Annotated in this window: 24 protein-coding genes and 1 pseudogene; 13 read left to right on the forward strand and 12 right to left on the reverse strand. The window is 60.7% G+C overall.

The features are described from left to right. Positions 1–19 precede the first annotated feature (19 nt). From OC605_RS14935 to OC605_RS14950, 4 genes are all read right to left on the reverse strand, one after another. Positions 20–697: a response regulator transcription factor gene (locus OC605_RS14935; RefSeq protein ID WP_016771129.1), complete on the reverse strand. Its 678-nt coding sequence runs from the start codon at positions 695–697 to the stop codon at positions 20–22. Positions 698–704: 7 nt separating this feature from the next. Further along, positions 705–1,115, reverse strand: a complete 411-nt coding sequence (locus OC605_RS14940) for a translation initiation factor 2 (RefSeq protein WP_016771128.1) — start codon at positions 1,113–1,115, stop codon at positions 705–707. 108 nt (positions 1,116–1,223) lie between these two features. Continuing rightward, complete coding sequence (locus tag OC605_RS14945) at positions 1,224–1,523, reverse strand: YciI family protein (protein ID WP_016771127.1); 300 nt, start codon at positions 1,521–1,523, stop codon at positions 1,224–1,226. A 1-nt stretch (position 1,524) separates the two neighbouring features. Further along, complete coding sequence (locus tag OC605_RS14950; protein ID WP_016771126.1) at positions 1,525–2,121, reverse strand: septation protein A; 597 nt, start codon at positions 2,119–2,121, stop codon at positions 1,525–1,527. 87 nt (positions 2,122–2,208) lie between these two features. Here OC605_RS14950 and OC605_RS14955 point away from each other — a divergent pair, with 87 nt between their 5' ends. From OC605_RS14955 to rluB, 6 genes are all read left to right on the forward strand, one after another. Then, positions 2,209–3,072, forward strand: coding sequence for a PHP domain-containing protein (locus OC605_RS14955; RefSeq protein ID WP_016771125.1), 864 nt, complete (start codon positions 2,209–2,211; stop codon positions 3,070–3,072). A gap of 13 nt (positions 3,073–3,085) precedes the next feature. Then, positions 3,086–3,715 (forward strand): L-threonylcarbamoyladenylate synthase, encoded by a 630-nt coding sequence (locus tag OC605_RS14960; protein ID WP_016771124.1) that lies wholly within the window; start codon positions 3,086–3,088, stop codon positions 3,713–3,715. Between the two features lie 123 nt (positions 3,716–3,838). Continuing rightward, on the forward strand, positions 3,839–4,537 hold the full coding sequence (locus OC605_RS14965; RefSeq protein ID WP_172828192.1) for a segregation and condensation protein A: 699 nt from the start codon (positions 3,839–3,841) through the stop codon (positions 4,535–4,537). An 11-nt stretch (positions 4,538–4,548) separates the two neighbouring features. Beyond that, positions 4,549–5,538 carry an SMC-Scp complex subunit ScpB gene (scpB, locus tag OC605_RS14970; RefSeq protein ID WP_262137919.1) on the forward strand — a complete coding sequence of 330 codons (990 nt, stop codon included), beginning with the start codon at positions 4,549–4,551 and terminating at the stop codon, positions 5,536–5,538. A 144-nt stretch (positions 5,539–5,682) separates the two neighbouring features. Next, complete coding sequence (locus OC605_RS14975; RefSeq protein ID WP_073472829.1) at positions 5,683–5,874, forward strand: DUF1289 domain-containing protein; 192 nt, start codon at positions 5,683–5,685, stop codon at positions 5,872–5,874. Between the two features lie 142 nt (positions 5,875–6,016). Continuing rightward, positions 6,017–7,237, forward strand: coding sequence for a 23S rRNA pseudouridine(2605) synthase RluB (rluB, locus tag OC605_RS14980; protein ID WP_262137920.1), 1,221 nt, complete (start codon positions 6,017–6,019; stop codon positions 7,235–7,237). A 291-nt stretch (positions 7,238–7,528) separates the two neighbouring features. On the opposite strand, the gene OC605_RS14985 is transcribed toward rluB, so the two are convergent. Next, the gene (locus OC605_RS14985) at positions 7,529–8,494 is read right to left on the reverse strand and encodes a leucyl aminopeptidase (RefSeq protein ID WP_186566035.1); all 966 of its coding nucleotides are present in this window, start codon (positions 8,492–8,494) and stop codon (positions 7,529–7,531) included. A 71-nt stretch (positions 8,495–8,565) separates the two neighbouring features. Next, positions 8,566–8,703 (reverse strand): hypothetical protein, encoded by a 138-nt coding sequence (locus OC605_RS14990; protein WP_003222780.1) that lies wholly within the window; start codon positions 8,701–8,703, stop codon positions 8,566–8,568. 891 nt (positions 8,704–9,594) lie between these two features. Here OC605_RS14990 and OC605_RS14995 point away from each other — a divergent pair. Both OC605_RS14995 and arfB read left to right on the forward strand, forming a co-directional pair. Continuing rightward, positions 9,595–11,007, forward strand: coding sequence for an amino acid permease (locus OC605_RS14995; protein ID WP_039761099.1), 1,413 nt, complete (start codon positions 9,595–9,597; stop codon positions 11,005–11,007). A 215-nt stretch (positions 11,008–11,222) separates the two neighbouring features. Next, the gene (gene arfB, locus OC605_RS15000) at positions 11,223–11,636 is read left to right on the forward strand and encodes an alternative ribosome rescue aminoacyl-tRNA hydrolase ArfB (RefSeq protein WP_016771119.1); all 414 of its coding nucleotides are present in this window, start codon (positions 11,223–11,225) and stop codon (positions 11,634–11,636) included. On the opposite strand, the gene OC605_RS15005 is transcribed toward arfB, so the two are convergent. From OC605_RS15005 to phhA, 6 genes and pseudogenes are all read right to left on the reverse strand, one after another. Next, positions 11,633–12,820 (reverse strand): MFS transporter, encoded by a 1,188-nt coding sequence (locus tag OC605_RS15005; protein ID WP_041479047.1) that lies wholly within the window; start codon positions 12,818–12,820, stop codon positions 11,633–11,635. The two genes, arfB and OC605_RS15005, sit on opposite strands and share 4 nt — an antisense overlap. A gap of 114 nt (positions 12,821–12,934) precedes the next feature. Next, positions 12,935–13,114: pseudogene (locus OC605_RS15010) on the reverse strand (hypothetical protein); the annotation flags it as partial. A 70-nt stretch (positions 13,115–13,184) separates the two neighbouring features. Next, positions 13,185–13,316 (reverse strand): hypothetical protein, encoded by a 132-nt coding sequence (locus tag OC605_RS15015; protein WP_016771117.1) that lies wholly within the window; start codon positions 13,314–13,316, stop codon positions 13,185–13,187. A gap of 333 nt (positions 13,317–13,649) precedes the next feature. Further along, entirely contained in the window at positions 13,650–14,843 is a 1,194-nt protein-coding gene (locus OC605_RS15020) for an amino acid aminotransferase (protein ID WP_262137924.1), read from the reverse strand. Beyond that, complete coding sequence (locus OC605_RS15025) at positions 14,843–15,199, reverse strand: 4a-hydroxytetrahydrobiopterin dehydratase (RefSeq protein WP_016771115.1); 357 nt, start codon at positions 15,197–15,199, stop codon at positions 14,843–14,845. Before OC605_RS15025 ends, OC605_RS15020 begins: the two co-directional genes overlap by 1 nt. Before the next feature lie 115 nt (positions 15,200–15,314). Then, positions 15,315–16,106 (reverse strand): phenylalanine 4-monooxygenase, encoded by a 792-nt coding sequence (gene phhA, locus OC605_RS15030; protein WP_186566031.1) that lies wholly within the window; start codon positions 16,104–16,106, stop codon positions 15,315–15,317. A gap of 294 nt (positions 16,107–16,400) precedes the next feature. Between phhA and OC605_RS15035 the strand changes: the two genes are divergently transcribed. From OC605_RS15035 to OC605_RS15055, 5 genes are all read left to right on the forward strand, one after another. Next, the gene (locus OC605_RS15035) at positions 16,401–17,963 is read left to right on the forward strand and encodes a sigma-54-dependent phenylalanine hydroxylase transcriptional regulator PhhR (protein WP_016771113.1); all 1,563 of its coding nucleotides are present in this window, start codon (positions 16,401–16,403) and stop codon (positions 17,961–17,963) included. 344 nt (positions 17,964–18,307) lie between these two features. Continuing rightward, positions 18,308–19,048, forward strand: coding sequence for a flagellar basal body rod protein FlgF (locus tag OC605_RS15040; protein WP_042607504.1), 741 nt, complete (start codon positions 18,308–18,310; stop codon positions 19,046–19,048). A gap of 45 nt (positions 19,049–19,093) precedes the next feature. Then, entirely contained in the window at positions 19,094–19,879 is a 786-nt protein-coding gene (gene flgG / locus OC605_RS15045; RefSeq protein ID WP_016771111.1) for a flagellar basal-body rod protein FlgG, read from the forward strand. 51 nt (positions 19,880–19,930) lie between these two features. Further along, positions 19,931–20,626, forward strand: coding sequence for a flagellar basal body L-ring protein FlgH (gene flgH / locus OC605_RS15050; RefSeq protein WP_016771110.1), 696 nt, complete (start codon positions 19,931–19,933; stop codon positions 20,624–20,626). A 27-nt stretch (positions 20,627–20,653) separates the two neighbouring features. Next, positions 20,654–21,742, forward strand: a complete 1,089-nt coding sequence (locus tag OC605_RS15055; RefSeq protein WP_024012083.1) for a flagellar basal body P-ring protein FlgI — start codon at positions 20,654–20,656, stop codon at positions 21,740–21,742. Positions 21,743–21,746: the final 4 nt, after the last annotated feature.

Consider the following 21,746-nt stretch of genomic DNA (forward strand, 5'->3'; position numbering starts at 1 on the left):
CTCCTGCACGGCGCAGGTCTTATAGGCTGTAGTAGTAACCCCGACTCCGCAACGCAACGATCCGCGGCCGTCCGTCCGGGTGAGGGCCGATCTTCTTGCGCAAGTTGCTGACATGCATGTCGAGGCTGCGGTCGTACAGGGTCAGCTTGCGGCCGAGGGCCAGTTGCGCCAGTTCCTGTTTGTCCAGCGGCTCGCCGGGCTGCTTGAGCAGGGCTTCGAGCAGGCGGCTTTCGGAAACGGTCAGGGTCAGTTCTTTTTCGTCGATGCTGACTACGCCGCGTACCGGGCTGAAACTCAGATCACCCAGCTCAAGTTGCGTCGATACGGCGGCGGGATGGCTGCGGCGCAACACGGCGCGCAGGCGCGCGGTCAGTTCGCGGGGGTCGCAGGGTTTGGCCAGGTAATCGTCGGCGCCCAGTTCGAGGCCGAGGATGCGGTCCAGCGGTTCGCCACGCGCTGACAGCATCAGCACCGGCAGGTCGGCGTGGTCGTTGCGCAACTGCTTGAGCAGTTCCAGACCGCTGCCGTCGGGCAGCATCACGTCCAGCACCACCGCCGCCGGGGCGGTTTCGGCCAACGCCTTGCGGGCGCTCTGGCCGTCGTGGCAGGCGCGCACCTGGAAGCCTTCCTGGCTCAACCAGCTACTCAGGAGTTCGCACAACTCCTGGTCATCATCAATCAATAACAGCTCGCTCATGACTCACTCAATTTAGCCATTGCCGACGTTTTCGGCTTGCACCGCTGGCAAAGATACCGCAGAGCAGCGCCAATAGCGCTACCCCGGCGCCAGTGACGAACCACTGCTGTTGATCGGTCAGCAAACGCGGCAGCGGGCTGGCCTGGGCTTCCTTGAGTTGCAGCTTCAGACGCTGGTTCTCCTGGCGCAGCCGGGCGAGCTGGGCGCTTTCGCGAGTGTTGTCGGCATTTTGCAGTTGTTTGTTCAGTTCTTCGCGCTGCTGCTCACTGGCCTTGAGCCGCTGTTGCAGCTCGGTGATCTGGCTGCCGGCGCTCAATGACAATGGTGTGGAGCTGCCGCTTTCGGTGGTTTCCTCACCATGGGCGGGGGCCATGATCGACAACGTGAGCAACATCAGACACAACGGACCCTTGCGCATCGCGACACCTGTTTCCAAATGGATATTGGGCAGGTTGTCGGCAGGCAAACGAGAATAATGAGCGATTGAGAGCGCGATGAACCGAGAAGGTTCATCGCGTGGCAGGACTTAAGGCAGGACTTGCTTGAACGGCTTGACGATCACATTGGCGTAGACGCCGGCGGCAATGTACGGATCGGCATCGGCCCAGGCCTGTGCGGCGCTGAGGGAGTCGAACTCGGCGACGATCAGGCTGCCGGTGAAACCCGCTGCGCCCGGATCATTGCTGTCGACGGCCGGGTGCGGGCCGGCCAGCACGATGCGGCCTTCGCCCTTGAGCGCTTGCAGGCGTTCCAGATGCGCCGGGCGCGCGGACAGGCGAGCTTCCAGCGAGTTGGCAACGTCGGTGGCAATGATGGCGTAGAGCATGTCAGTCCTCGGTTTTTGGCGTTGTGGTATCGGTGTCATGCAGATGGCGCGACAGGTAAACGCCCTGTGCGACCAGGAACAGCACGGTCATGCCCAGGCTGCCGAACACCTTGAAGTCGACCCAGATGCTCTGGAAGGTGAAGGCGACGAACAGGTTCGCTGCGCCGCAGAACAGGAAAAAGCCGATCCAGGCGATGTTCAGGCGCGTCCAGACCGGGTCTGGCAAGGTCAGCGCGTGGCCCATGATGCGTTTGATCAGCAGGCGATCGCCGATGAAATGGCTGCCGATGAACGCCGCAGCGAACAACCAGTTGACCACCGGCGCTTTCCATTTCAGGAAGGTTTCGCTGTGGAAGGCCAGCGTCAGGCTGCCGAATACCAGGCAGGCGATCAGCGTCAGCCATTGGCTCTTTTCCAGCTTGCGCTGCTTGATGAACAGCGCGCCGTACACCACCAGCGAGCTGATGATCAGCATCGCCGTGGCGCTGTAGATACCGCCTACGGTCACTTGCTGGCCGGCAATGTCGACGACCCGTGGATCAAGTTTGTAAACGATGAAGAACAGCAGAAGCGGGATGAAATCGATGAATTGTTTCACAGTGAGAGCCAGAAGCTGGATGTGGCGGCATAATAACAAACATATGGGCGCGCGATAGCGCCAGCTGATTTGAGGTTACAACTCCCCGTGAATGTTGATTTGCACTGCCACAGCACGGCCTCCGACGGCGCCCTGGCGCCTGCGGTTCTGGTTGCGCGAGCGTTCGAAAACGGCGTGCGAGTCCTGGCGTTGACCGACCACGACACCCTTGAGGGGCTCGCCGAGGCGCGTACTGCTGCCACCGAGTTGGGCATGCAACTGGTCAACGGCGTCGAATTGTCCTGCACCTGGGGCGGGGCGACTATTCACGTGCTGGGTTACGGCTTCGACGTCAACGCCGCGCCGTTGGTCGAAGCAATCGCCAAATTGCACGATGGCCGCTGGCTGCGGTCGGAAGAAATAAGCCGCAAGCTCGCCCTCAAGGGCATGCCCGGTGCCCTCGACGGCGCCCGGCAGATCCAGCAGGAGCTGGGCGACAGCGGCAACGCGCCGGCCCGGCCGCATTTCGCCGACTGGATGGTGCGTGAAGGTTATGTAAAGGATCGCGCCGAGGCATTTCGCAAATGGCTCGGCGCCGGCAAGCTCGGCGACGTCAAGCTGCACTGGCCGACCCTGGAAGACACCGTCGCCACCCTGCGCGCCGCCGGTGCCTGGGTCAGCCTGGCGCATCCATGGCACTACGATTTCACCCGTAGCAAGCGCCGAAAGCTGATTGCCGACTATATTCAAGCAGGCGGGCATGCTATCGAGGTGGTCAATGGCCATCAGCCCGCAGAACAGGTGGGCAGCCTGGCGATCCTTGCCCGTGAGTTCGGTCTGCTGGTCAGCGCCGGCAGTGACTTCCATGGCCCTGGCGGCTGGTCCGAGATCGGCCAGTACCGGCCGGTTCCCGAGGACCTTCCACCCCTGTGGTGTCGGTTCAAACATGACACAGATATTGCCGCCGTCTGAACAGGTAGAGAATGTGAGTCAATTTTTCCAGATACATCCGGAAAACCCGCAAGCGCGCCTGATCAAACAGGCGGTCGAGATCATCCGCAAGGGCGGGGTGGTGATTTATCCCACGGACTCGTCCTACGCCATTGGTTGCCAGATCGGCGACAAGACCGCCATCGAGCGTGTGCGCCGTCTGCGTCAGCTCGATGAAAAGCACAACTTCGCGCTGATCTGCAGCGACCTGTCGCAACTGGGCAATTACGCCAAGATCGACACCGGCACCTTCCGCATTCTCAAGGCGCACCTGCCGGGGCCTTACACCTTTATTCTCAACGCCACCCGCGAAGTGCCGCGCCTGTTGCTGCATCCGAAGAAGCGCACCATCGGCCTGCGCGTGCCGAGCCATCCGATCGCGCTGGCGCTGTTGGCCGAACTCGGCGAGCCGCTGATGAGCGTGACGCTGATCATGCCCGGCGACGAAGACCCACTCAGCGATCCTTACGAAATGCGCCAGTTGCTTGAGCATCAGGTCGATCTGATCATTGATGGCGGTTTCGGCGGCATCAAGGCCTCAACGGTGATTGACCTGACCGGCGACGACCCGGAAGTGGTCCGCGTCGGTTGCGGCGATCCGACGCCGTTCATGGTCGAGGCCTGAATGTCCGCAGTGGAAACCGTGGTCGATCCCCAGGCCGGCGCCCAGCAGGAACTGCCGTTCGCGATGGTCTATGGCCAGGCGGTCATGGAAATGCCGCTGGACCTGTACATCCCGCCGGATGCGCTGGAAGTCTTTCTTGAAGCCTTCGAAGGTCCGCTCGACCTGCTGCTGTACCTGATCCGCAAACAGAACATCAACATCCTCGACATCCCGGTGGCGGAAATCACCCGCCAGTACATGGGCTATGTCGAGTTGATGCAATCGGTGCGTCTGGAGCTGGCCGCCGAATACCTGGTGATGGCGGCGATGCTCGCCGAGATCAAATCGCGCATGCTTCTGCCTCGCGCCGAAACCGTTGAAGATGAAGAAGACGACCCGCGCGCTGAACTGATCCGCCGCTTGCAGGAATACGAGCGCTTCAAGGCCGCTGCCGAAGGTATTGATGGGCTGAGCCGGGTCGGCCGGGATGTGATCGTGCCCAAGCTCGACGCCCCGGAAGCGCGGGCGCGCAAGCTGTTGCCGGACGTCGCGCTGGAAGAGATTCTGATGTGCATGGCCGAAGTGCTGCGCCGTGGCGACATGTTCGAAAGCCACCAGGTCAGCCGTGAAGCGCTGTCCACCCGCGAGCGCATGAGCGATGTGCTGGAACGACTCAAGGGCGGCGGTTTTGTGCCGTTTGTCGAGTTGTTCACCGCTGAAGAAGGTCGCCTGGGTGTGGTGGTGACTTTTATGGCGATCCTTGAACTGGTCAAGGAATCCTTGGTCGAGCTGGTGCAGAATGAGCCGTTCGCCGCGATCCACGTGCGAGCCCGAGCCGAATAACGAGTCGAAACATGAACCTGACTGAACCCCGCGAGCTGGCGCCCCTGCTTGAAGCCTTTCTATTGGCCTCGGGAAAGCCGCAATCCCTTGAGCGCCTGTATGAACTGTTTGAAGAAGGCGAGCGGCCGGAGCCGGCGGTCTTCAAGAAAGCCCTGACCCTGCTCGGCAAATCCTGCGAGGGCCGTGCCTTCGAGCTCAAGGAAGTCTCGTCGGGCTATCGCTTGCAGATCCGCGAGAAGTTCTCGCCGTGGGTCGGCCGACTCTGGGAAGAGCGCCCGCAGCGCTATTCCCGCGCCTTGCTGGAAACCATCGCGTTGATCGCCTATCGCCAGCCGATCACTCGTGGCGAAATCGAAGATGTGCGTGGCGTGGCGGTCAATAGCAACATCGTCAAGACCTTGCTCGAGCGTGAGTGGATTCGCGTCGTCGGTTACCGCGACGTGCCGGGCAAACCGGCGATGTTCGCCACGACCAAGGCGTTTCTCGATCACTTCAACCTGAAAAACCTCGAAGACCTGCCGCCGCTGGCCGAACTGCGCGAGATGGAAGCCGAACCGGTGCTCGACTTTGACGACGCGCCGGTGCCGCAGAGTCTGCAGGAACTGGCCGACGCCAGCGCCGAGCCGGAGGAGGAGAAGGAAGAAACCAGTTTCCATTCCCTGCTGCTGGAGCTGGACAGCATGGAAGAGGGGATCAAGACCGACTTCGACGACTTGCTGCGCGATGCGGTGGATGGCGAAGCGCCGGTGTCTGAGCCTGAGATCACCGCGCCGGTTGGTGAAGTTGAAGTTGAAGTTGAAGTTGAACTTGAAGTTGAACTTGAAGCCGCGCCTGACGCCGAACCGGAAGAAGACATTCTCGGTGTCGCCGAGGCCCGCGAGAAACTCCTGGCCGCTGTCGCCGCCCTCGAACAGCCGGAACCGGAACTCAGCGAAGAAGAAGCCGAAGCCCGCGCACTGGCCGAGGCAATCGAAGCCGAACGGCGCGAGTTCGAAGACTGACGCCTATTGAGAAACCAGTGAAGACCCTTGTGGGAGCGAGCCTGCTCGCGAAGGCGGTGTGTCAGATACATCAATACTGAATGACACTGCGCCTTCGCGAGCAGGCTCGCTCCCACAGCGTGAAATGTCGTTCTGGAGATTGCGATGAGCTCAACCAAAGACCCCTGCATCAGCCTCTGCAAATTCTCCGAAGACATCTGCCTGGGTTGCGGTCGCAGCAAGCGCGAGATCAAGGCCTGGAAGAAACTCGACAAGGACGACAAACGCACCGTGCTGGCGGAAGCCGCGCTGCGTCTGATCAAACTCGGTGGTGCCGGTCGGCGGAAAAAGAAATAACCGGCAATCGATCAGCTAGTCTCTGATGCGCGATGGCGCACATCCGCGTATGATTCGCGACCCTTCGCCGATCCCTTCGGCCTGGACCCAGTTTTCAATACTTCAGGCGCCGCCTGAACAGACCACACCGGGAGGTGCCCAGATGAGTGACATCAATCAGAAAGACGACCAGGAAATCGGCCCAGCAGGCGAAAAGCTGCAGAAAGTCCTCGCCCGTATCGGCGTCGGCTCGCGCCGTGACGTGGAATCCTGGATCAGCCAGGGCCGGATCAAGGTCAATGGCAAAGACGCCACCCTCGGCCTGCGCGTCGACATGCACGACGCCATTACCATCGATGGCAAGGTGATCAAACGCGAAGAGGCTGCCGAATCGGTGCGCCGCGTGATCATGTACAACAAGCCCGACGGCGAAATCTGCACCCGTGACGACCCGGAAGGCCGTCCGACCGTGTTCGACAAGCTGCCGCGTCCGAAAGAGGGCCGCTGGATCAACATCGGCCGTCTCGACATCAACACCACCGGTCTGCTGATGTTCACCACTGACGGTGAGCTGGCCAACCGTCTGATGCACCCGTCCTACGAGATGGACCGCGAGTACGCCGTGCGTGTACGCGGTGAAGTCGATGACGAGATGATCGAACGCCTCAAGGCCGGCGTGGTGCTGGAAGACGGCCCAGCGCGTTTCACCGACATTCAACAGGCGCCGGGCGGTGAAGGCTTCAACCATTGGTACCACTGCGTGGTCATGGAAGGGCGCAACCGTGAAGTGCGTCGTCTGTGGGAATCGCAGGGTCTGGTGGTCAGCCGTCTGAAGCGCGTGCGTTTCGGTCCGGTGTTCCTCAACTCCGACCTGCCGATGGGCCGCTGGCGCGAAATGAGCCAGTACGAAGTCGACGTGCTCAGCGCCGAAGTCGGCCTGACCCCGGTGGCAATGCCGCAGCTGAACGCCAAGAGCAAGGACAAGCTCGAACGCATGCAGCGCAAATCGTCGCGGCCAATGGCCAAGACCGAGCGCGTGCGTACTCTGCGTCCAGCCGCTGGCGCACCCACCGCACCGCGCCCGAGCCGTGAGCCGCAGATTGAAGGTGAGCGTCCAGGTCGCAAGCCGGTTGCCCGTGACGGCGAGCGCACACCGCGTCCGGCCAATGGTCGTACCGAGCGTGGCGAACGCGGCGCTCCTGCCGGTCGCGGTACGCCAGTGGCGGATCGTCCTGCCGACACCAGCAACAAGCGCCCGGCCAAACCGGCGCCGAAGCGTCCGGGGATCAAACTGGTCGACGGCGACAAGCCCTCCGGCAAGCGTCGCGGCGCACCGGCCGGTTCCGGTCAGCGCCCGGGTTTCGGTCGCAAAAGGCCGGAATAAGGCAGCTGTGAGTTACTAGCTGCAAGCTACAAGCTACAAGCTACAAGCTACAAGCTGAAGCAAAAACGCCAACCTCAGGGTTGGCGTTTTTTTTGTCTGGACGAAAGTCTGTGCTGACACCGATCGTTCCCACGCTCTGCGTGGGAATGCCTCAACGGACGCTCCGCGTTCGGCTTTGGAAGGGACGCGGAGCGTCCCGGGCTGCATTCCCACGCGGAGCGTGGGAACGATCATCTGCGGCTTACATAAATCCCCTGTGGGAGCGAGCCTGCTCGCGAAGGCGTCAGTCGCCTAAAACACAAACCGCCCATCAAACACCGGCTTGTCATCCAGTGCCAACACCCCGCCAGAAAAGATCAGATCCAGGTGATGACTGCCCTTGGCGCCACCGCCTAATCCAAGATGCAGCCCACAGTGTCGCTCCTCAAACCCTGCATTGCGCGCATACAGGTCCTTCACGCCTTCGTTGGTGCCAATCCCCAACTCCTCAATCCGTCGGTTTGAAGGGTTGGCATCCAGGTATTTGTTGAAATCATGCTCCAGCCCCGGCACGTCGGTGGCGATGCGGCTGATGGTCGAGTTCTCGATCCACAATTCCAGCGGCGATTCCAGCACGCCGTACTTGCGCGCGAAGGGGATGGTGCTGAGGAAGGTACCCTTGAACTTCACGTGGCCATTGATGGCTTCGCTGTGGGTGGCGATTTCGCCCGGGGCGAGGTCGAAGTTGCCGACGCCGTTGATGTCGGTCCACTTTTTGATGCTGCTCATCGGTGTTTCGAACCATGAGCCGTGATCGTCCTTGAAACTCAGCGTGGTCGCCTGGGACATGCGCTGGATCAGGTGACTGTTGAGTCCGGCGATGCGTTGCGGGGTGATGCTGAAGGTGTCGTAGAAATAGTCGCCGTAATCCTTGAACAGCAGCGACTTCCTCCAGTTTTCCGCCATGACCGCTTGCAGCGCACGAACGAACTCCGGGCCGTCGGGGCGTGGGTTGGGCAGGGTGGAGGAGTCGTAGAAGAAAATGTACAGATCGCTGTCGGCAATTGCCTCGGACAGCGCTGCGGTACTTTCCAGGTCCAGACGCCGAGCGCTGAACTGAAAGCGCGGATGCTCGCCGGCCTGTTCGGCAATGGCGCCGGTCAGGGCTTCGTAGTCGGCGGTATGGCCGAGCATGACCTTCGCCGAGTGGAGGCCGGCGAGGGCTGGGTGATGTTCGAGGTAGTAAAGGAAATGCGAGATGGCGCGGGGCTTATCCATGAATCCTCCCTGACTGACCGGGGAATGAAGCGGCAGGCACGACCGGCCGGACCGTGCCTGCCCGGGATGTCTTACAGAGGCCACATCGCCGTGCCGAACGGAACCACCGCGTCGGCTTGCATCATTTCCACAGCGGCCTCATGAGTTGGCGCTTCAAACCATTCGTCCAGTTGCAGTTCGGTATCCAAGTCTTTTTCCAGTGCTTGCATGGTCGATCTCCTAGAGAATTTCACGGTTTATGACTGACCGGTCGAGGTGGCCGGTGAGACGTGAAGAACCTAGTTGAGCGTTTTTGTGAATGCAAAAATTTATCCATTTAATTTTTAAATAGACTTTTTGTTCTGTTTTTCAGGATGGATTTTCTTATTTGAAAACAAAAAACTAGGTTGGTGAAATTGATAGCAAGCTAGCGACCGTCAATATGCAGACGTCCTACAGAAATTTCTGATTCGGAAAATATTCGTTACGCGTTGTAAAGAAAACCTGACGGTATTGGCCCGCCAACGCGGTGATTTCCCGTCTCGCCCTCCGTTGTAAGGAAAAGCTTCCGTAATCCGAGGGAGCGTGCGCCACGCAGGGCTCTGGCGCGCTTGTTTCCAGCCTTCAGGCAGGGTGTGATGCGCCCCATGCCTGTTGTGCAGGCGAATAACAAGAAGGAGGCGCAATGTACGCCGCGACTGATTTCCACTTCTCCCCGTGGGACGGTTTTCTCCTCGTCCCCGTCGATGGCCTGCAAAGGCCTGACTCACATTTTGCAGCCGCTCGAGACTGTCGAGGCGGACACATGCAATCCCGGCAACCGACACGCTGATCAGGCGGGTCTGGCAGCAGGGGGTTAGCGGTGTACAATGCGCCGCGTTTTAACTGTGACCCTCTGCGTAATCGCAAAAATCTCGAGGCTATCCGCCTTGTTCACTCCGCCGCGCCACAAGCGTGCCGGGTTCGATTTCGTCACAGATAAAAACAAACAGGTGACGCATGACCGTTGTAAATGAGCTGAACTCCTGGTGCCTGCGCTGGGGTTTGATCGGGGCTGCCTGAAATCGCAACCTTGCAGCAACGTCTACTGAACATCATCAAACCTTGCGTGAGACCTTTTCATGAGTGGACAACCCTCGCAATCAGGCGAGCTTAAACGCGGCCTGAAAAATCGCCATATTCAACTGATCGCCCTCGGTGGCGCGATCGGTACCGGATTGTTCCTCGGTTCTGCCGGGGTACTGAAATCCGCCGGCCCGTCGATGATCCTCGGCTACGCCATCTGCGGCTTCATCGCCTTCATGATCATGCGCCAGCTCGGCGAAATGATCGTCGAAGAGCCGGTGGCCGGCTCCTTCAGCCATTTCGCGCACAAATACTGGGGCGGTTTCGCCGGGTTCCTCTCGGGCTGGAACTGCTGGATTCTGTACATTCTGGTGGGCATGTCCGAGCTGACAGCGGTCGGCAAGTACATCCATTACTGGGCGCCGGACATCCCGACCTGGGTCTCCGCGGCAGCATTCTTCGTGCTGATCAACGCGATCAACCTGGCCAACGTCAAAGTCTTCGGTGAAGCCGAATTCTGGTTTGCGATCATCAAGGTTGTGGCCATCGTTGGCATGATCGCCTTGGGCAGCTACCTGCTGGTCAGCGGCCACGGCGGCCCGCAGGCGTCGGTGAGCAACCTGTGGTCCCACGGTGGTTTCTTCCCCAATGGGGTGAGCGGTCTGGTGATGGCCATGGCGATCATCATGTTCTCCTTCGGCGGTCTGGAAATGCTCGGTTTCACCGCCGCTGAAGCCGACAAGCCGAAAACCGTGATCCCGAAAGCGATCAATCAGGTGATCTACCGCATCCTGATTTTCTACATTGGCGCACTGGTGATCCTGCTGTCGCTGACCCCGTGGGACAGCCTACTGGAAACCCTCAACGCGTCCGGCGATTCCTACAGCGGCAGCCCGTTCGTACAAGTGTTCTCGATGCTCGGCAGCAATACCGCCGCGCACATCCTTAACTTCGTCGTGCTGACCGCTGCGCTGTCGGTATACAACAGCGGCACCTACTGCAACAGCCGCATGCTGCTAGGCATGGCCGAGCAGGGCGATGCGCCGAAAGGTCTGGCGAAGATCGACAAGCGCGGCGTGCCGGTGCGTTCGATTCTGGCTTCGGCGGCAGTGACGCTGGTTGCCGTGTTGCTCAACTATCTGATCCCGCAGCACGCGCTGGAACTGCTGATGTCGCTGGTGGTTGCGACGCTGGTAATCAACTGGGCGATGATCAGCTACTCGCACTTCAAGTTCCGCCAGCACATGAACCAGACCAAACAGACGCCGCTGTTCAAGGCGCTGTGGTACCCGTACGGCAACTTCGTCTGCCTGGCATTCGTGGTGTTCATCCTCGGCGTGATGCTGCTGATCCCGGGGATTCAGATCTCGGTGTACGCGATTCCGGTGTGGGTGGTATTCATGTGGGTCTGCTACCTGATCAAGAACAAGCGCAGTGTGCAGCCGGTGGTGGCTGCGACCGCGAAATAACCGCGCAGGCAGAAACGACAAACCCGGCCAGAGTGCCGGGTTTGTTGTTTCCAGAGATCCCAAAATATTCCCCTGTGGGAGCGAGCCTGCTCGCGAAAGCGTCGTACCAGCTTGCGTAAATGCCGACTGACACACCGCCTTCGCGAGCAGGCTCGCTCCCACAGAGGTTGAGTGAATCAGGTTATCCTGCACGCTCTGATTACGGACGCTTTTCCATGCTGGTGATTTCCAACAACGTGCATCTGCCGGATGCCGAGATCGAATTGACCGCCATCCGCGCGCAAGGCGCCGGTGGGCAGAATGTCAACAAGGTCTCCAGCGCCATGCACTTGCGCTTCGACATTCCCAACTCGTCATTGCCGGAGTTCTACAAGGAACGCCTGCTGGCACTGCGTGACAGTCGCATCACCAGCGACGGCGTGTTGATCATCAAGGCGCAGCAATACCGCACCCAGGAAGCCAACCGCGCCGATGCGCTGGAGCGGCTGGTCGAGCTGATTCTCAGCGCCACCAAAGTGGAAAAGAAACGCCGCCCGACCAAGCCGACCCTCGGTTCGAAGAAGCGTCGGCTCGAGTCGAAAACCAAGCGCGGCAGTATCAAGGCCGGGCGCGGCAAAGTGGACTTCTAAACCTCGCGATACTTCGCCGTGTGCTTGTACAGATAGACACTCAAGCCAAGTCCGCTCAACGCCGCGAAGGCTGCGAACAGAAAGATCGAAGCAAAACCGAATCCTGCTGCGATCGCCCCGGCCAGCGGCCCGGTGATCCCCAGCGACAAATCAATGAACAGCGAATAGGCACCGACCGCCGCGCCACGGCTCGAGGCTGGCACCAGATTTACTGCTTCCACGCCCAGCGCCGGGAACACCAGCGAGAAGCCGAAACCGCTCAGCGCCGCACCGGCCAGTGCCCAATGCGCATCCGGAGCAATCCACAACAGCAACAGTCCCAACGTTTCCACCGACAGACAGGCAATCGCCACGCGGAAGCCGCCGAGGCGGTTGATCAGATTGCCGAACAGCAGCCGCGCGCCGATGAAGCTGGCGCCGAACAGGCTCAGGCACAGCACCGCGTTGTCCCAGTGCTGGGTCGCGTAATACAGGGTAATGAAGGTGGCGATGGTGCCAAAACCGATCGAGCCCAGCGCCAGTCCGCAGCCGTGAGGGAAGACTTTGCCCAGCACATGCATGAACGGCAGACGTTCGCCGGCGACGATCGGCGCAGCGGTTTTTGGCCATGCCAGCGCCAGACCGAGCAAAGCGAGGAGGATGATGCTCACGCCCATGCTCCACAGCCCCAACCTGCTTACCAGCCAGACACCGAACGGCGCGCCGATCGCCAGGGCCCCGTAACTGGCGATGCCGTTCCAGGAAATCACTTTCGCCGTATTCGCCGCGCCAACCCGACCAATGCCCCAGCCAATCGAACCGGAACCGACCAGGCTTTCCGCACTGCCCAACACCAGACGGCCGATCAACAGACTGATCAGGCTCAGCAGCGGCAGGTTCGGCGTCCACGCGGAAATCAGCATGAACACACCGCTCAAGCCGCAACCAGCGAGGCCGATCATCACTGCGCGTTTGCTGCCCTGGTTGTCGATGATCTTGCCGGCATACGGGCGGCTGAGCAGGGTGGCGAGGTATTGCACGCTGATCACCAGCCCGGCGATCACCGCACCGAAACCGAGGTCACTGTGGACGTAGCCCGGCAACACGGCGAGCGGGATGCCGATGTTCAGGTAACCGATGAAGGTGAAAAGGACGATGGAGACCACTTGCAGCGTGACCGCCAGCGGACGCTGGGGCTCGGATATAGACGACATGGGTAACGATCCACGGGAGCAGCAGATTAGATAGGCTGCTCATGATACCGGCGTGAACCGCAGAGGGGCGGGGGAAAGGAAAACTATTTGCCGGGCGGCGCTTTCAGGATTCGCCGGGGCGACCAGTTGCGTGGTGACGAGGGCGGCGAGGGCGTTTTCTTCGCTGCCGAAACGCTCGAGCAGGGTGGCCTGTTTCTCGGGTGAGAGGCGATTCCACATCTCGATCATTTTCTCGGTGGCGCCGATCAGCACGGCAGCTTGGCTTTCGGAGAATTCATCGGTCATGGCGGGCTCGGGTTTCAGGCAGTGTGGAAAGCGCATGTTAGCGCTTTCCACACGGTCTGTACGGCGGGTCTTACTCTTCGCTGTCGGCTTTGCGGCTGTCAGCGGCTTCTTGCGGCTCGGGCTTTTCAGCACCGGCGTGTTGCGGGGTCGTCTGCTCAGGTACGTGCAGGCTTGGGAAGGGGAGATTGGGAATCTCGTGCATGGTTGCGCTCCTCGCTAAGTCTGTTGATAGATCAGGTGCTCCGCGCTTTACAAAGCCTGCGCAGGATACAGCAGGAAAAATGACAATCAGACTTTTAATTCAAATTAATGCGACAGATGGCCGCAGGGCGCGAGATCAACCGAAAACTAAATGTGGGAACGGGCCCTGTGGTGAGGGGATTTATCCCCGCTGGGCTGCGAAGCTGCCCCAGACCCTGCATTCGCGGAATGTCTGACACTCCGCGAGCAACGGTGTACGACTGCTGCGCAGCCGGGCGGGGATAAATCCCCTCGCCACAAGGGCCCGCTCCGACCGGGTTGTGTACTGCAAAAACTATTTGCAGGCGTCAGCGATCGCGTCAGCGAGCAATGCGAGGCGGGTGGCGTCAATGCCGGCGACGTTGGCCCGGCCCGAGCTGACCATGTACACGCTGTGCCGCTCGCGCAGGGTCTTCACCTGTTCCGGCGACAGGCCGGTGTAGGAGAACATCCCGCGTTGCACCCCGATGTGCGCAAAACGCTCGCGCAAACCGTGGGGTTCCAGCGCTTCGACCAGACCGCTGCGCAACTGCGCGATTCGCAAGCGCATGGCTTCCACTTCATCGGCCCAGCGCGCTTTCAGCTCTGGATCGGCGAGGATGGTCGCGACCACCGCCGCGCCGTGATCCGGCGGCGTCGACCAGAGATTGCGGGCGATGTTGGCCAGTTGGCTGCGGATGTCGGTGAGCTTGTCGGCGTTGGTCGCGCAGACGATCAGCGCACCGGTGCGGTCGCGGTACAGGCCGAAGTTCTTCGAGCAGGAACTGGTGACCAGCAGCTCTGGCAGTTGCGCCGCGAACAACCGGGTCGACCACGCGTCCTGCTCCAGGCCATCACCAAAACCCTGATAAGCAAAGTCGATCAGCGGCAGCAGATCGCGGCTGCGCACCACTTCAAGCACACGCTTCCAGTCGTCATGGCTCAGGTCGAAACCGGTCGGGTTGTGGCAGCACGCATGCAGCAGCACCACGTCACCCTTCGGCACTTCCCTGAGCACGGCGAGCATCGCTTCGACGTCGAGGCGGTTGTCACTGCCGACGTACGGGTAGTGGCTGACCTTGACCTTGGCGGCGGCGAAAATGGTTTCGTGGATCGGCCAGGTCGGGTTGCTCAACCACACGCCTTTACCCGGCAGGCATTGCGCAATGAAGTCTGCCGCCAGCCGCAAGGCACCGGTACCGCCCGGGGTCTGGCTAGCGCCGGCGCGTTGTTCGGTGATCAGTTGCGAGTCGGCACCGAGTACCAGCTCATTGATGACCTTGCCGAACAGCGGATTGCCGTGGCCACCGATGTAAGTCTTGGTGTCCTGGCTTTCGACCAGTCGCGCTTCAGCGATTTTCACCGCTTCCGGGATCGGCGTCAGGCCCTGAGCATCCTTGTAGACGCCAACGCCGAGGTCGAACTTGCGCGGATTGGCATCCTGCGCATAGGCCTCCATCAAACCGAGAATCGGGTCGCCGGGGACCCGGCCGATGGCGTCGAAGTGCATTACTTGCGTCCTTCTGCGGTCTTCGCCACTTCGTCAGTGCGCGCAGCCATGATGAAGTCGTTGCGGTGCAGGCCTTTGATCGAGTGGCTCCACCAGGTCACGGTGACTTTGCCCCACTCGGTCAGCAGGCCCGGGTGGTGACCTTCGGCCTCGGAGATCTCGCCCACGGCGTTGGTGAACGCCAGCGCGTGCTTGAAGTTCTTGAACAGGAAAACTTTTTCCAGCTGCATGATGCCGTCGCGTACTTCGATGTTCCAGTCAGGGATCTGCTTGATCAGGATCGGCAGTTCTTCATCGCTGACTTGTGGCGCATCGGCGCGGCAGGCTTCGCAGTGGGCTTGGTTCAAAGTCGACATGGTGTATTCCTGAAAACGAGTGTGTTTTTTATTAAAGCGCGTGTGCCGCCAATGCCGTCACGCTAAAGCAAAGTGGCGGCGACGGACAGACGCAATTGTCAGCAAAAGTCGCGGTTCAGGCGGCTTTGGGTTTCGGCGGAAATTTCGGCGCGTGCAAGCCCAGCTGCATGCCTTGGCGAACCATGGCCATGATGTCTTCATGGGCCACATCGAACAGGCGCTTGAGATTGGGCAGGACGAAGTACAGCGGCTGCAGAATGTCGATGCGATACGGCGTGCGCATGGCTTCCAGTGGATCGAAAATCTGATGCTCGGGCTCGTCCGACAGGCAGTAAACGGTTTCTTTCGGCGAGGACAGAATTCCGCCACCGTAGATGCGCTTGCCCTGCGGGGTGTCGACCAGACCGAATTCGATGGTCATCCAGTACAGCCGCGCCAGATACACGCGTTCTTCCTTGGTCGCTTGCAGGCCAAGCTTGCCGTAGGTGTGGGTGAATTCGGCGAAGTACGGGTTGGTCAGCAACGGGCAATGACCAAAGATCTCGTGAAAGATGTCCGGCTCTTGCAGGTAGTCGAGTTCTTCGCGGGTACGAATGAAGGTGGCGACGGGGAATTGCTTGCTGGCAAGCAACTCGAAAAAGGTCTGGAAAGGAATCAGTGCCGGCACCCGGGCAACTTGCCAGCCGGTGGTCTCGCCGAGGACTTTATTGATCTCGGCCAGTTGCGGGATGCGGTCGTGGGGCAGACCGAGTTTTTCGATACCGTCCAGGTATTCCTGGCACGCGCGACCTTCGATCACCTTCAATTGGCGAGTGATCAGCGTGTTCCACACCGCATGTTCTTCGGCGGGGTAGTCGATAAAACCTTGCGCATCGGGCTCGCGAGCCACGTAGTGCGTCTGCTTCATGCTGCTCTCCTGCTAGGAAATTCTTGTTATGTCCAGCGATGGCTAAATGAATACCCCAGAGCGCGAAGCTGCGCAGCATGTTGAGCGGTGAATGCGTAGGAAAATTCTGCTTGTTTCGTAAAGTTATCGTTACGCTTTGTCGGGTAATGCGCATTTACGGTGATTGGCGGGTTTGAAAAGGGCAGGGGCTGTCACATAATCTTGACAACTATCTGCGTGCCTCCACAGAAAACTCTGCCTCGGGCGCGCCACAAGGACATGTGTTTACCTCTCAAACCTGTCGGGCCTTTTTCTATGCGCATCAAAGTCCACTGCCAGAACCGCATCGGCATCCTGCGCGACATTCTCAATCTGCTGGTGGCGTACGGGATCAACGTTGCCCGCGGTGAAGTTGGCGGTGAGCATGGCAATGCGATCTACCTGCACTGCCCGAACCTGATCAACATCCAGTTCCAGGCGTTGCGCCCCAAGTTCGAGGCGATCGGCGGGGTGTTCGGAGTCAAGCGCGTTGGCCTGATGCCCAGTGAACGCCGGCACATGGAATTGAACGCACTGCTCGGCGCACTGGAGTTTCCGGTGCTGTCGATCGACATGGGCGGCTCGATCGTTGCGGCCAACCGCGCGGCGGCGCAGTTGCTCGGCGTGCGCGTCGATGAGGTGCCGGGGATTCCGCTGTCGCGCTACGCCGAGGATTTCGACCTGCCCGAACTGGTGCGCGCCAACAAATCGCGGATCAACGGCATGCGCGTCAAGGTCAAGGGCGACATCTTTCTCGCCGACATCGCGCCGCTGCAATCGGAGCACGACGACAGCGAGGCCATGGCCGGCGCCGTGCTGACGCTGCACCGCGCCGATCGGGTCGGCGAGCGCATCTACAACGTGCGCAAACAGGAACTGCGCGGCTTCGACAGTATTTTCCAGAGCTCGAAAGTCATGGCCGCTGTGGTCCGCGAAGCGCGACGCATGGCGCCGCTGGATGCACCGCTATTAATAGAAGGCGAAACCGGCACCGGCAAGGAACTGCTCGCGCGCGCCTGTCACCTCGCCAGCCCGCGTGGACAGTCACCGTTGATGGCGCTCAACTGCGCCGGACTGCCGGAGTCGATGGCCGAGACCGAACTGTTCGGCTACGGCCCCGGCGCTTTCGAAGGCGCTCGCGCTGAGGGCAAGCTTGGCCTGCTGGAGTTGACCGCTGGCGGCACGCTGTTTCTCGATGGCGTCGGCGAGATGAGCCCGCGCTTGCAGGTCAAGCTGCTGCGCTTTCTTCAGGACGGTTGCTTCCGTCGCGTCGGCAGTGATGAAGAGGTCTATCTCGATGTGCGGGTGATCTGCGCGACCCAGGTGGACTTGTCCGAATTGTGCGCGCGAGGCGAGTTTCGCCAGGATCTCTATCACCGCTTGAACGTGCTGTCGCTGCACATCCCGCCGCTGCGCGAATGCCTCGACGGTCTGACGCCGCTGGTTGAACACTTTCTCGATCAGGCCAGTCGGCAGATCGGCTGTCCGCTGCCGAAACTGGCCCCGGCGGCGATGGATCGCCTCAGCCATTACCACTGGCCGGGCAATGTGCGGCAGCTGGAGAACGTGCTGTTCCAGGCGGTTTCCCTGTGCGACGGCGGCACGGTCAAGGCCGAACATATTCGCCTGCCGGATTACGGCGTGCGTCAGCCGCTTGGCGATTTCTCCCTCGACGGAAGTCTGGACGAGATCGTCGGGCGTTTCGAGAAAGCGGTGCTGGAGCGCTTGTATTCAGAGCATCCGAGCAGTCGGCAGTTGGGCAAGCGGCTGGGGGTTTCGCACACGACGATTGCCAACAAGTTGCGTGAGTATGAGGTTGGCAAAACCTCCGAAAGCTAAATAGAGCCTTTGTGGCGAGGGGATTTATCCCCGATGGGCGGCGAAGTCGCCCCGCTTTTCCTTCCCAGCGAACTCATTTGCAGGCTTGGCGACTGCTGCGCAGCCGAACGGAGATAAATCCCCTCGCCACAGGATCGCCATCCCCCGCCGAACTCAGGATTGCCACTAACCGGCATGACACCGCCGGTTTTTCGTCTTCCACCCATTTCAAATTCCCCCTCCGATCCCCTCAAGTCCCCTGTTTACCGGGCCTTCGCCCGCCAATAAAAAGTTGGTCTGCAAATTGCTTATGGCTGAGCAGTACAGCGGTGGGCGGCAAACGTCCGGCATGCAGAGGAAACACAGTGGACAAGTACCTTTATGTGGCAATGACCGGCGCCAGCCAGAACGCACTGGCGCAGCGGGCGCATGCCAACAACCTGGCGAACATCTCCACCAACGGCTTCCAGCGCGACCTCGAGCAGGCGCGTTCGATGCCGGTGTTCGGTGACAGCTTTCCGGCGCGGGCGTTTGCCATGAGCGAACGTCCCGCCACCGACTTCACGCCGGGCTCACTGGTGCAGACCGGCCGTGAACTCGACGTCGCGGTATCCGGCAACGGTTTCATCGCCGTGCAAAACCCCGGCGGCGGCGAAAGCTACGTGCGTACCGGCAGTCTCAACATCGACGCCCTCGGCGTATTGCGCGCCGGCAACGGCATGCCGGTGATCGGTAATGGCGGCCCGATCGCCGTGCCGCCCGAGCAGCAGGTCGAAGTCGGCGAAGACGGCACCATCAGCATTCGCGCAATGGGCGAAGGCCCCCGCGTCATGGCCGAAGTCGACCGGATCAAACTGGTCAACCCGGACATCAAGAACATGAACAAAGGTCTCGACGGTTCGATTTACACCAAGGACGGTCAGCCGGCGCAAGCCGACGCCAACGTTAAACTGGTCTCGGGTTTCCTCGAGTCGAGCAACGTCAATGCCGTGGAAGAAATGACTTCGGTGCTGGCCCTGGCCAAGCAGTTCGAGTTGCACGTCAAGATGATGAACACCGCCAAAGACGACGACCAGGCCATGGCTCGGGTCTTGCAGATCAGCTAATTATCAGAACGTCGCGCCGTAAAACAGGCGCACGAGGAGAATCGAATGCTTCCGGCTCTATGGGTTGCCAAAACCGGTCTGTCCGCCCAGGACACCAACCTGACCACCATTTCCAACAACCTGGCGAACGTCTCGACCACGGGTTTCAAACGTGACCGTGCCGAGTTCCAGGACTTGCTCTATCAGATCAAGCGTCAGCCAGGCGCCCAGTCGACCCAGGACAGCGAACTGCCGTCGGGTCTGCAAGTGGGTACCGGTGTGCGCATTGTCGGCACCCAGAAAAACTTCACCGCCGGCAGCCTGCAAACCACCGAGCAGCCGCTGGACATGGCCATCGACGGTCGCGGTTTCTTCCAGATCCTGCAGCCGGACGGCACCACGTCCTACACCCGTGACGGTACTTTCCACCTCGACTCCAATGGCCAGATCGTCAACGCCAGCGGTTTCGCGCTGGAGCCGGCGATCATCATCCCGAACGATGCGCAGACCTTCACCGTCGGCCGTGACGGCACCGTGTCGATCACCATCGCCGGCAACCCGGCCTCGCAAGTGATCGGCAACCTGCAGACCGCCGACTTCATCAACCCGGCCGGCCTGCAAGCCGTGGGCAACAACCTGTTCCTGGAAACCGCGGCTTCCGGCGCGCCACAGATCGGCACCCCGGGCCTGAACGGTTTCGGTACCACGCTGCAGAACACTCTGGAAACCTCGAACGTCAGCACCGTTGAAGAGATGGTCAACATGATCACCACTCAACGCGCCTACGAGATGAACTCCAAGGTGATCTCCACCGCCGACCAGATGCTCTCGTTCGTAACGCAGAATCTGTAATCCAGTCTTTGGGGCGGCCTGAGGTCGCCAGCAACACCGTGAGGTAGGGTCATGAAGCGCTTTGTATCTGTTCTGGCATTGAGTGGGGTCGTCTCGCTCGCGGGCTGCGTCGCCCCGACGCCCAAGCCCAATGACCCTTACTACGCCCCGGTGTTGCCGCGCACACCGCTGCCGGCGGCTGCCAACAACGGCTCGATCTATCAGGCCGGCTTCGAGCAGAACCTGTACAGCGACCGCAAGGCGTTCCGGGTCGGTGACATCATCACCATCACCCTGAACGAGCGCACCCAAGCGAGCAAGAACGCCAACTCGCAGATGGACAAGAACAGCGATAACTCGATCGGCCTGACCTCGTTGTTCGGCTCCAGCCTGACCACCAACAACCCGATTGGTGGTGGCGACTTGAGCCTGAACGCCGGCTACAGCGCCGACCGTTCGACCAAGGGCGACGCCAAGTCCGGGCAGAGCAACAGCCTGACCGGTTCGATCACCGTGACCGTGGCCGACGTGCTGCCCAACGGCATCATCGCCGTGCGTGGCGAGAAGTGGCTGACGCTCAACACCGGTGACGAACTGGTGCGCATCGCCGGTATGGTCCGCGCCGATGACATCGCGACCGACAACACCGTGTCGTCGACCCGTGTCGCCGATGCGCGCATCACCTACTCGGGTACCGGCGCGTTTGCCGATACGAGTCAGCCAGGCTGGTTCGACCGTTTCTTCCTCAGCCCGCTGTTCCCTTTCTAGGTGGCTACGTTGAATCTGAAAAGCCTTATGGTGGCCGCGTTGTTGATGTCTGCGGCGTTCACCGCACACGCCGAGCGGCTGAAAGACATCGCCAGCATTTCCGGCGTGCGCTCCAACCAGTTGATCGGTTACGGCCTGGTGGTCGGGCTTAACGGCACCGGTGACCAGACGACGCAGACCCCGTTCACCCTGCAGACCTTCAACAACATGCTCTCGCAGTTCGGCATCAAGGTGCCGCCGGGATCGGGCAACGTGCAGTTGAAGAACGTCGCGGCGGTGTCGGTGAGCGCCGATCTGCCAGCGTTTGCCAAACCGGGTCAGCAGGTCGACATCACCGTGTCCTCGATCGGTAACTCCAAGAGCCTGCGTGGCGGCACCTTGCTGCTGACGCCGCTCAAGGGTATCGACGGCAACGTCTATGCGATCGCTCAGGGCAATCTCGTGGTCGGCGGTTTCGACGCTGAAGGCCGCGATGGTTCGAAGATCACCGTCAACGTTCCGTCGGCCGGTCGTATACCGGGCGGTGCGTCGGTGGAACGTGCGGTGCCGAGCGGTTTCAACCAGGGCAACAGCCTGACGCTGAACCTCAACCGCTCCGACTTCACCACCGCCAAGCGCATCGTCGACAAGGTCAACGACATGCTCGGCCCTGGCGTCGCCCAAGCCATCGACGGCGGATCGGTGCGGGTCACTGCGCCACTGGATCCGAGCCAGCGCGTCGACTACCTGTCGATCCTGGAAAACCTTGAAATCGATCCGGGTCAGGCGGTGGCAAAAGTCATCATCAACTCGCGTACCGGCACCATCGTCATCGGCCAGAACGTGAAAGTGTCGCCAGCCGCCGTGACCCACGGCAGCCTGACGGTGACCATCACCGAAGACCCGATCGTCAGCCAGCCGGGCCCGCTGTCCAACGGCCAGACCGCCGTCGTACCGCGCTCGCGAGTGAATGCCGAACAGGAAGCCAAACCCATGTTCAAGTTCGGCCCGGGCACCACCCTCGACGAGATCGTCCGTGCGGTGAACCAGGTCGGCGCAGCACCGGGTGACCTGATGGCAATTCTCGAAGCTCTGAAGCAGGCCGGCGCATTGCAAGCCGACCTGATCGTGATCTGAGGCC

It is taken from the genome of Pseudomonas sp. Marseille-Q5117, from assembly GCF_946901175.1.
Lineage (GTDB): Bacteria > Pseudomonadota > Gammaproteobacteria > Pseudomonadales > Pseudomonadaceae > Aquipseudomonas > Aquipseudomonas iranensis.

Bases quoted from the DNA above. Each gene is read 5' to 3' on its own strand.
- OC605_RS14935 (WP_016771129.1), bottom strand. From the start codon at position 697: ATGAGCGAGCTGTTATTGATTGATGATGACCAGGAGTTGTGCGAACTC.
- OC605_RS14940 (WP_016771128.1), bottom strand. From the start codon at position 1,115: ATGCGCAAGGGTCCGTTGTGTCTGATGTTGCTCACGTTGTCGATCATG.
- OC605_RS14945 (WP_016771127.1), bottom strand. From the start codon at position 1,523: ATGCTCTACGCCATCATTGCCACCGACGTTGCCAACTCGCTGGAAGCT.
- scpB (WP_262137919.1), top strand. From the start codon at position 4,549: ATGAACCTGACTGAACCCCGCGAGCTGGCGCCCCTGCTTGAAGCCTTT.
- OC605_RS14975 (WP_073472829.1), top strand. From the start codon at position 5,683: ATGAGCTCAACCAAAGACCCCTGCATCAGCCTCTGCAAATTCTCCGAA.
- rluB (WP_262137920.1), top strand. From the start codon at position 6,017: ATGAGTGACATCAATCAGAAAGACGACCAGGAAATCGGCCCAGCAGGC.
- OC605_RS14985 (WP_186566035.1), bottom strand. From the start codon at position 8,494: ATGGATAAGCCCCGCGCCATCTCGCATTTCCTTTACTACCTCGAACAT.
- OC605_RS14990 (WP_003222780.1), bottom strand. From the start codon at position 8,703: ATGCAAGCACTGGAAAAAGACTTGGATACCGAACTGCAACTGGACGAA.
- OC605_RS14995 (WP_039761099.1), top strand. From the start codon at position 9,595: ATGAGTGGACAACCCTCGCAATCAGGCGAGCTTAAACGCGGCCTGAAA.
- arfB (WP_016771119.1), top strand. From the start codon at position 11,223: ATGCTGGTGATTTCCAACAACGTGCATCTGCCGGATGCCGAGATCGAA.
- OC605_RS15015 (WP_016771117.1), bottom strand. From the start codon at position 13,316: ATGCACGAGATTCCCAATCTCCCCTTCCCAAGCCTGCACGTACCTGAG.
- OC605_RS15020 (WP_262137924.1), bottom strand. From the start codon at position 14,843: ATGCACTTCGACGCCATCGGCCGGGTCCCCGGCGACCCGATTCTCGGT.
- OC605_RS15025 (WP_016771115.1), bottom strand. From the start codon at position 15,199: ATGTCGACTTTGAACCAAGCCCACTGCGAAGCCTGCCGCGCCGATGCG.
- phhA (WP_186566031.1), bottom strand. From the start codon at position 16,106: ATGAAGCAGACGCACTACGTGGCTCGCGAGCCCGATGCGCAAGGTTTT.
- OC605_RS15035 (WP_016771113.1), top strand. From the start codon at position 16,401: ATGCGCATCAAAGTCCACTGCCAGAACCGCATCGGCATCCTGCGCGAC.
- flgG (WP_016771111.1), top strand. From the start codon at position 19,094: ATGCTTCCGGCTCTATGGGTTGCCAAAACCGGTCTGTCCGCCCAGGAC.
- flgH (WP_016771110.1), top strand. From the start codon at position 19,931: ATGAAGCGCTTTGTATCTGTTCTGGCATTGAGTGGGGTCGTCTCGCTC.
- OC605_RS15055 (WP_024012083.1), top strand. From the start codon at position 20,654: ATGGTGGCCGCGTTGTTGATGTCTGCGGCGTTCACCGCACACGCCGAG.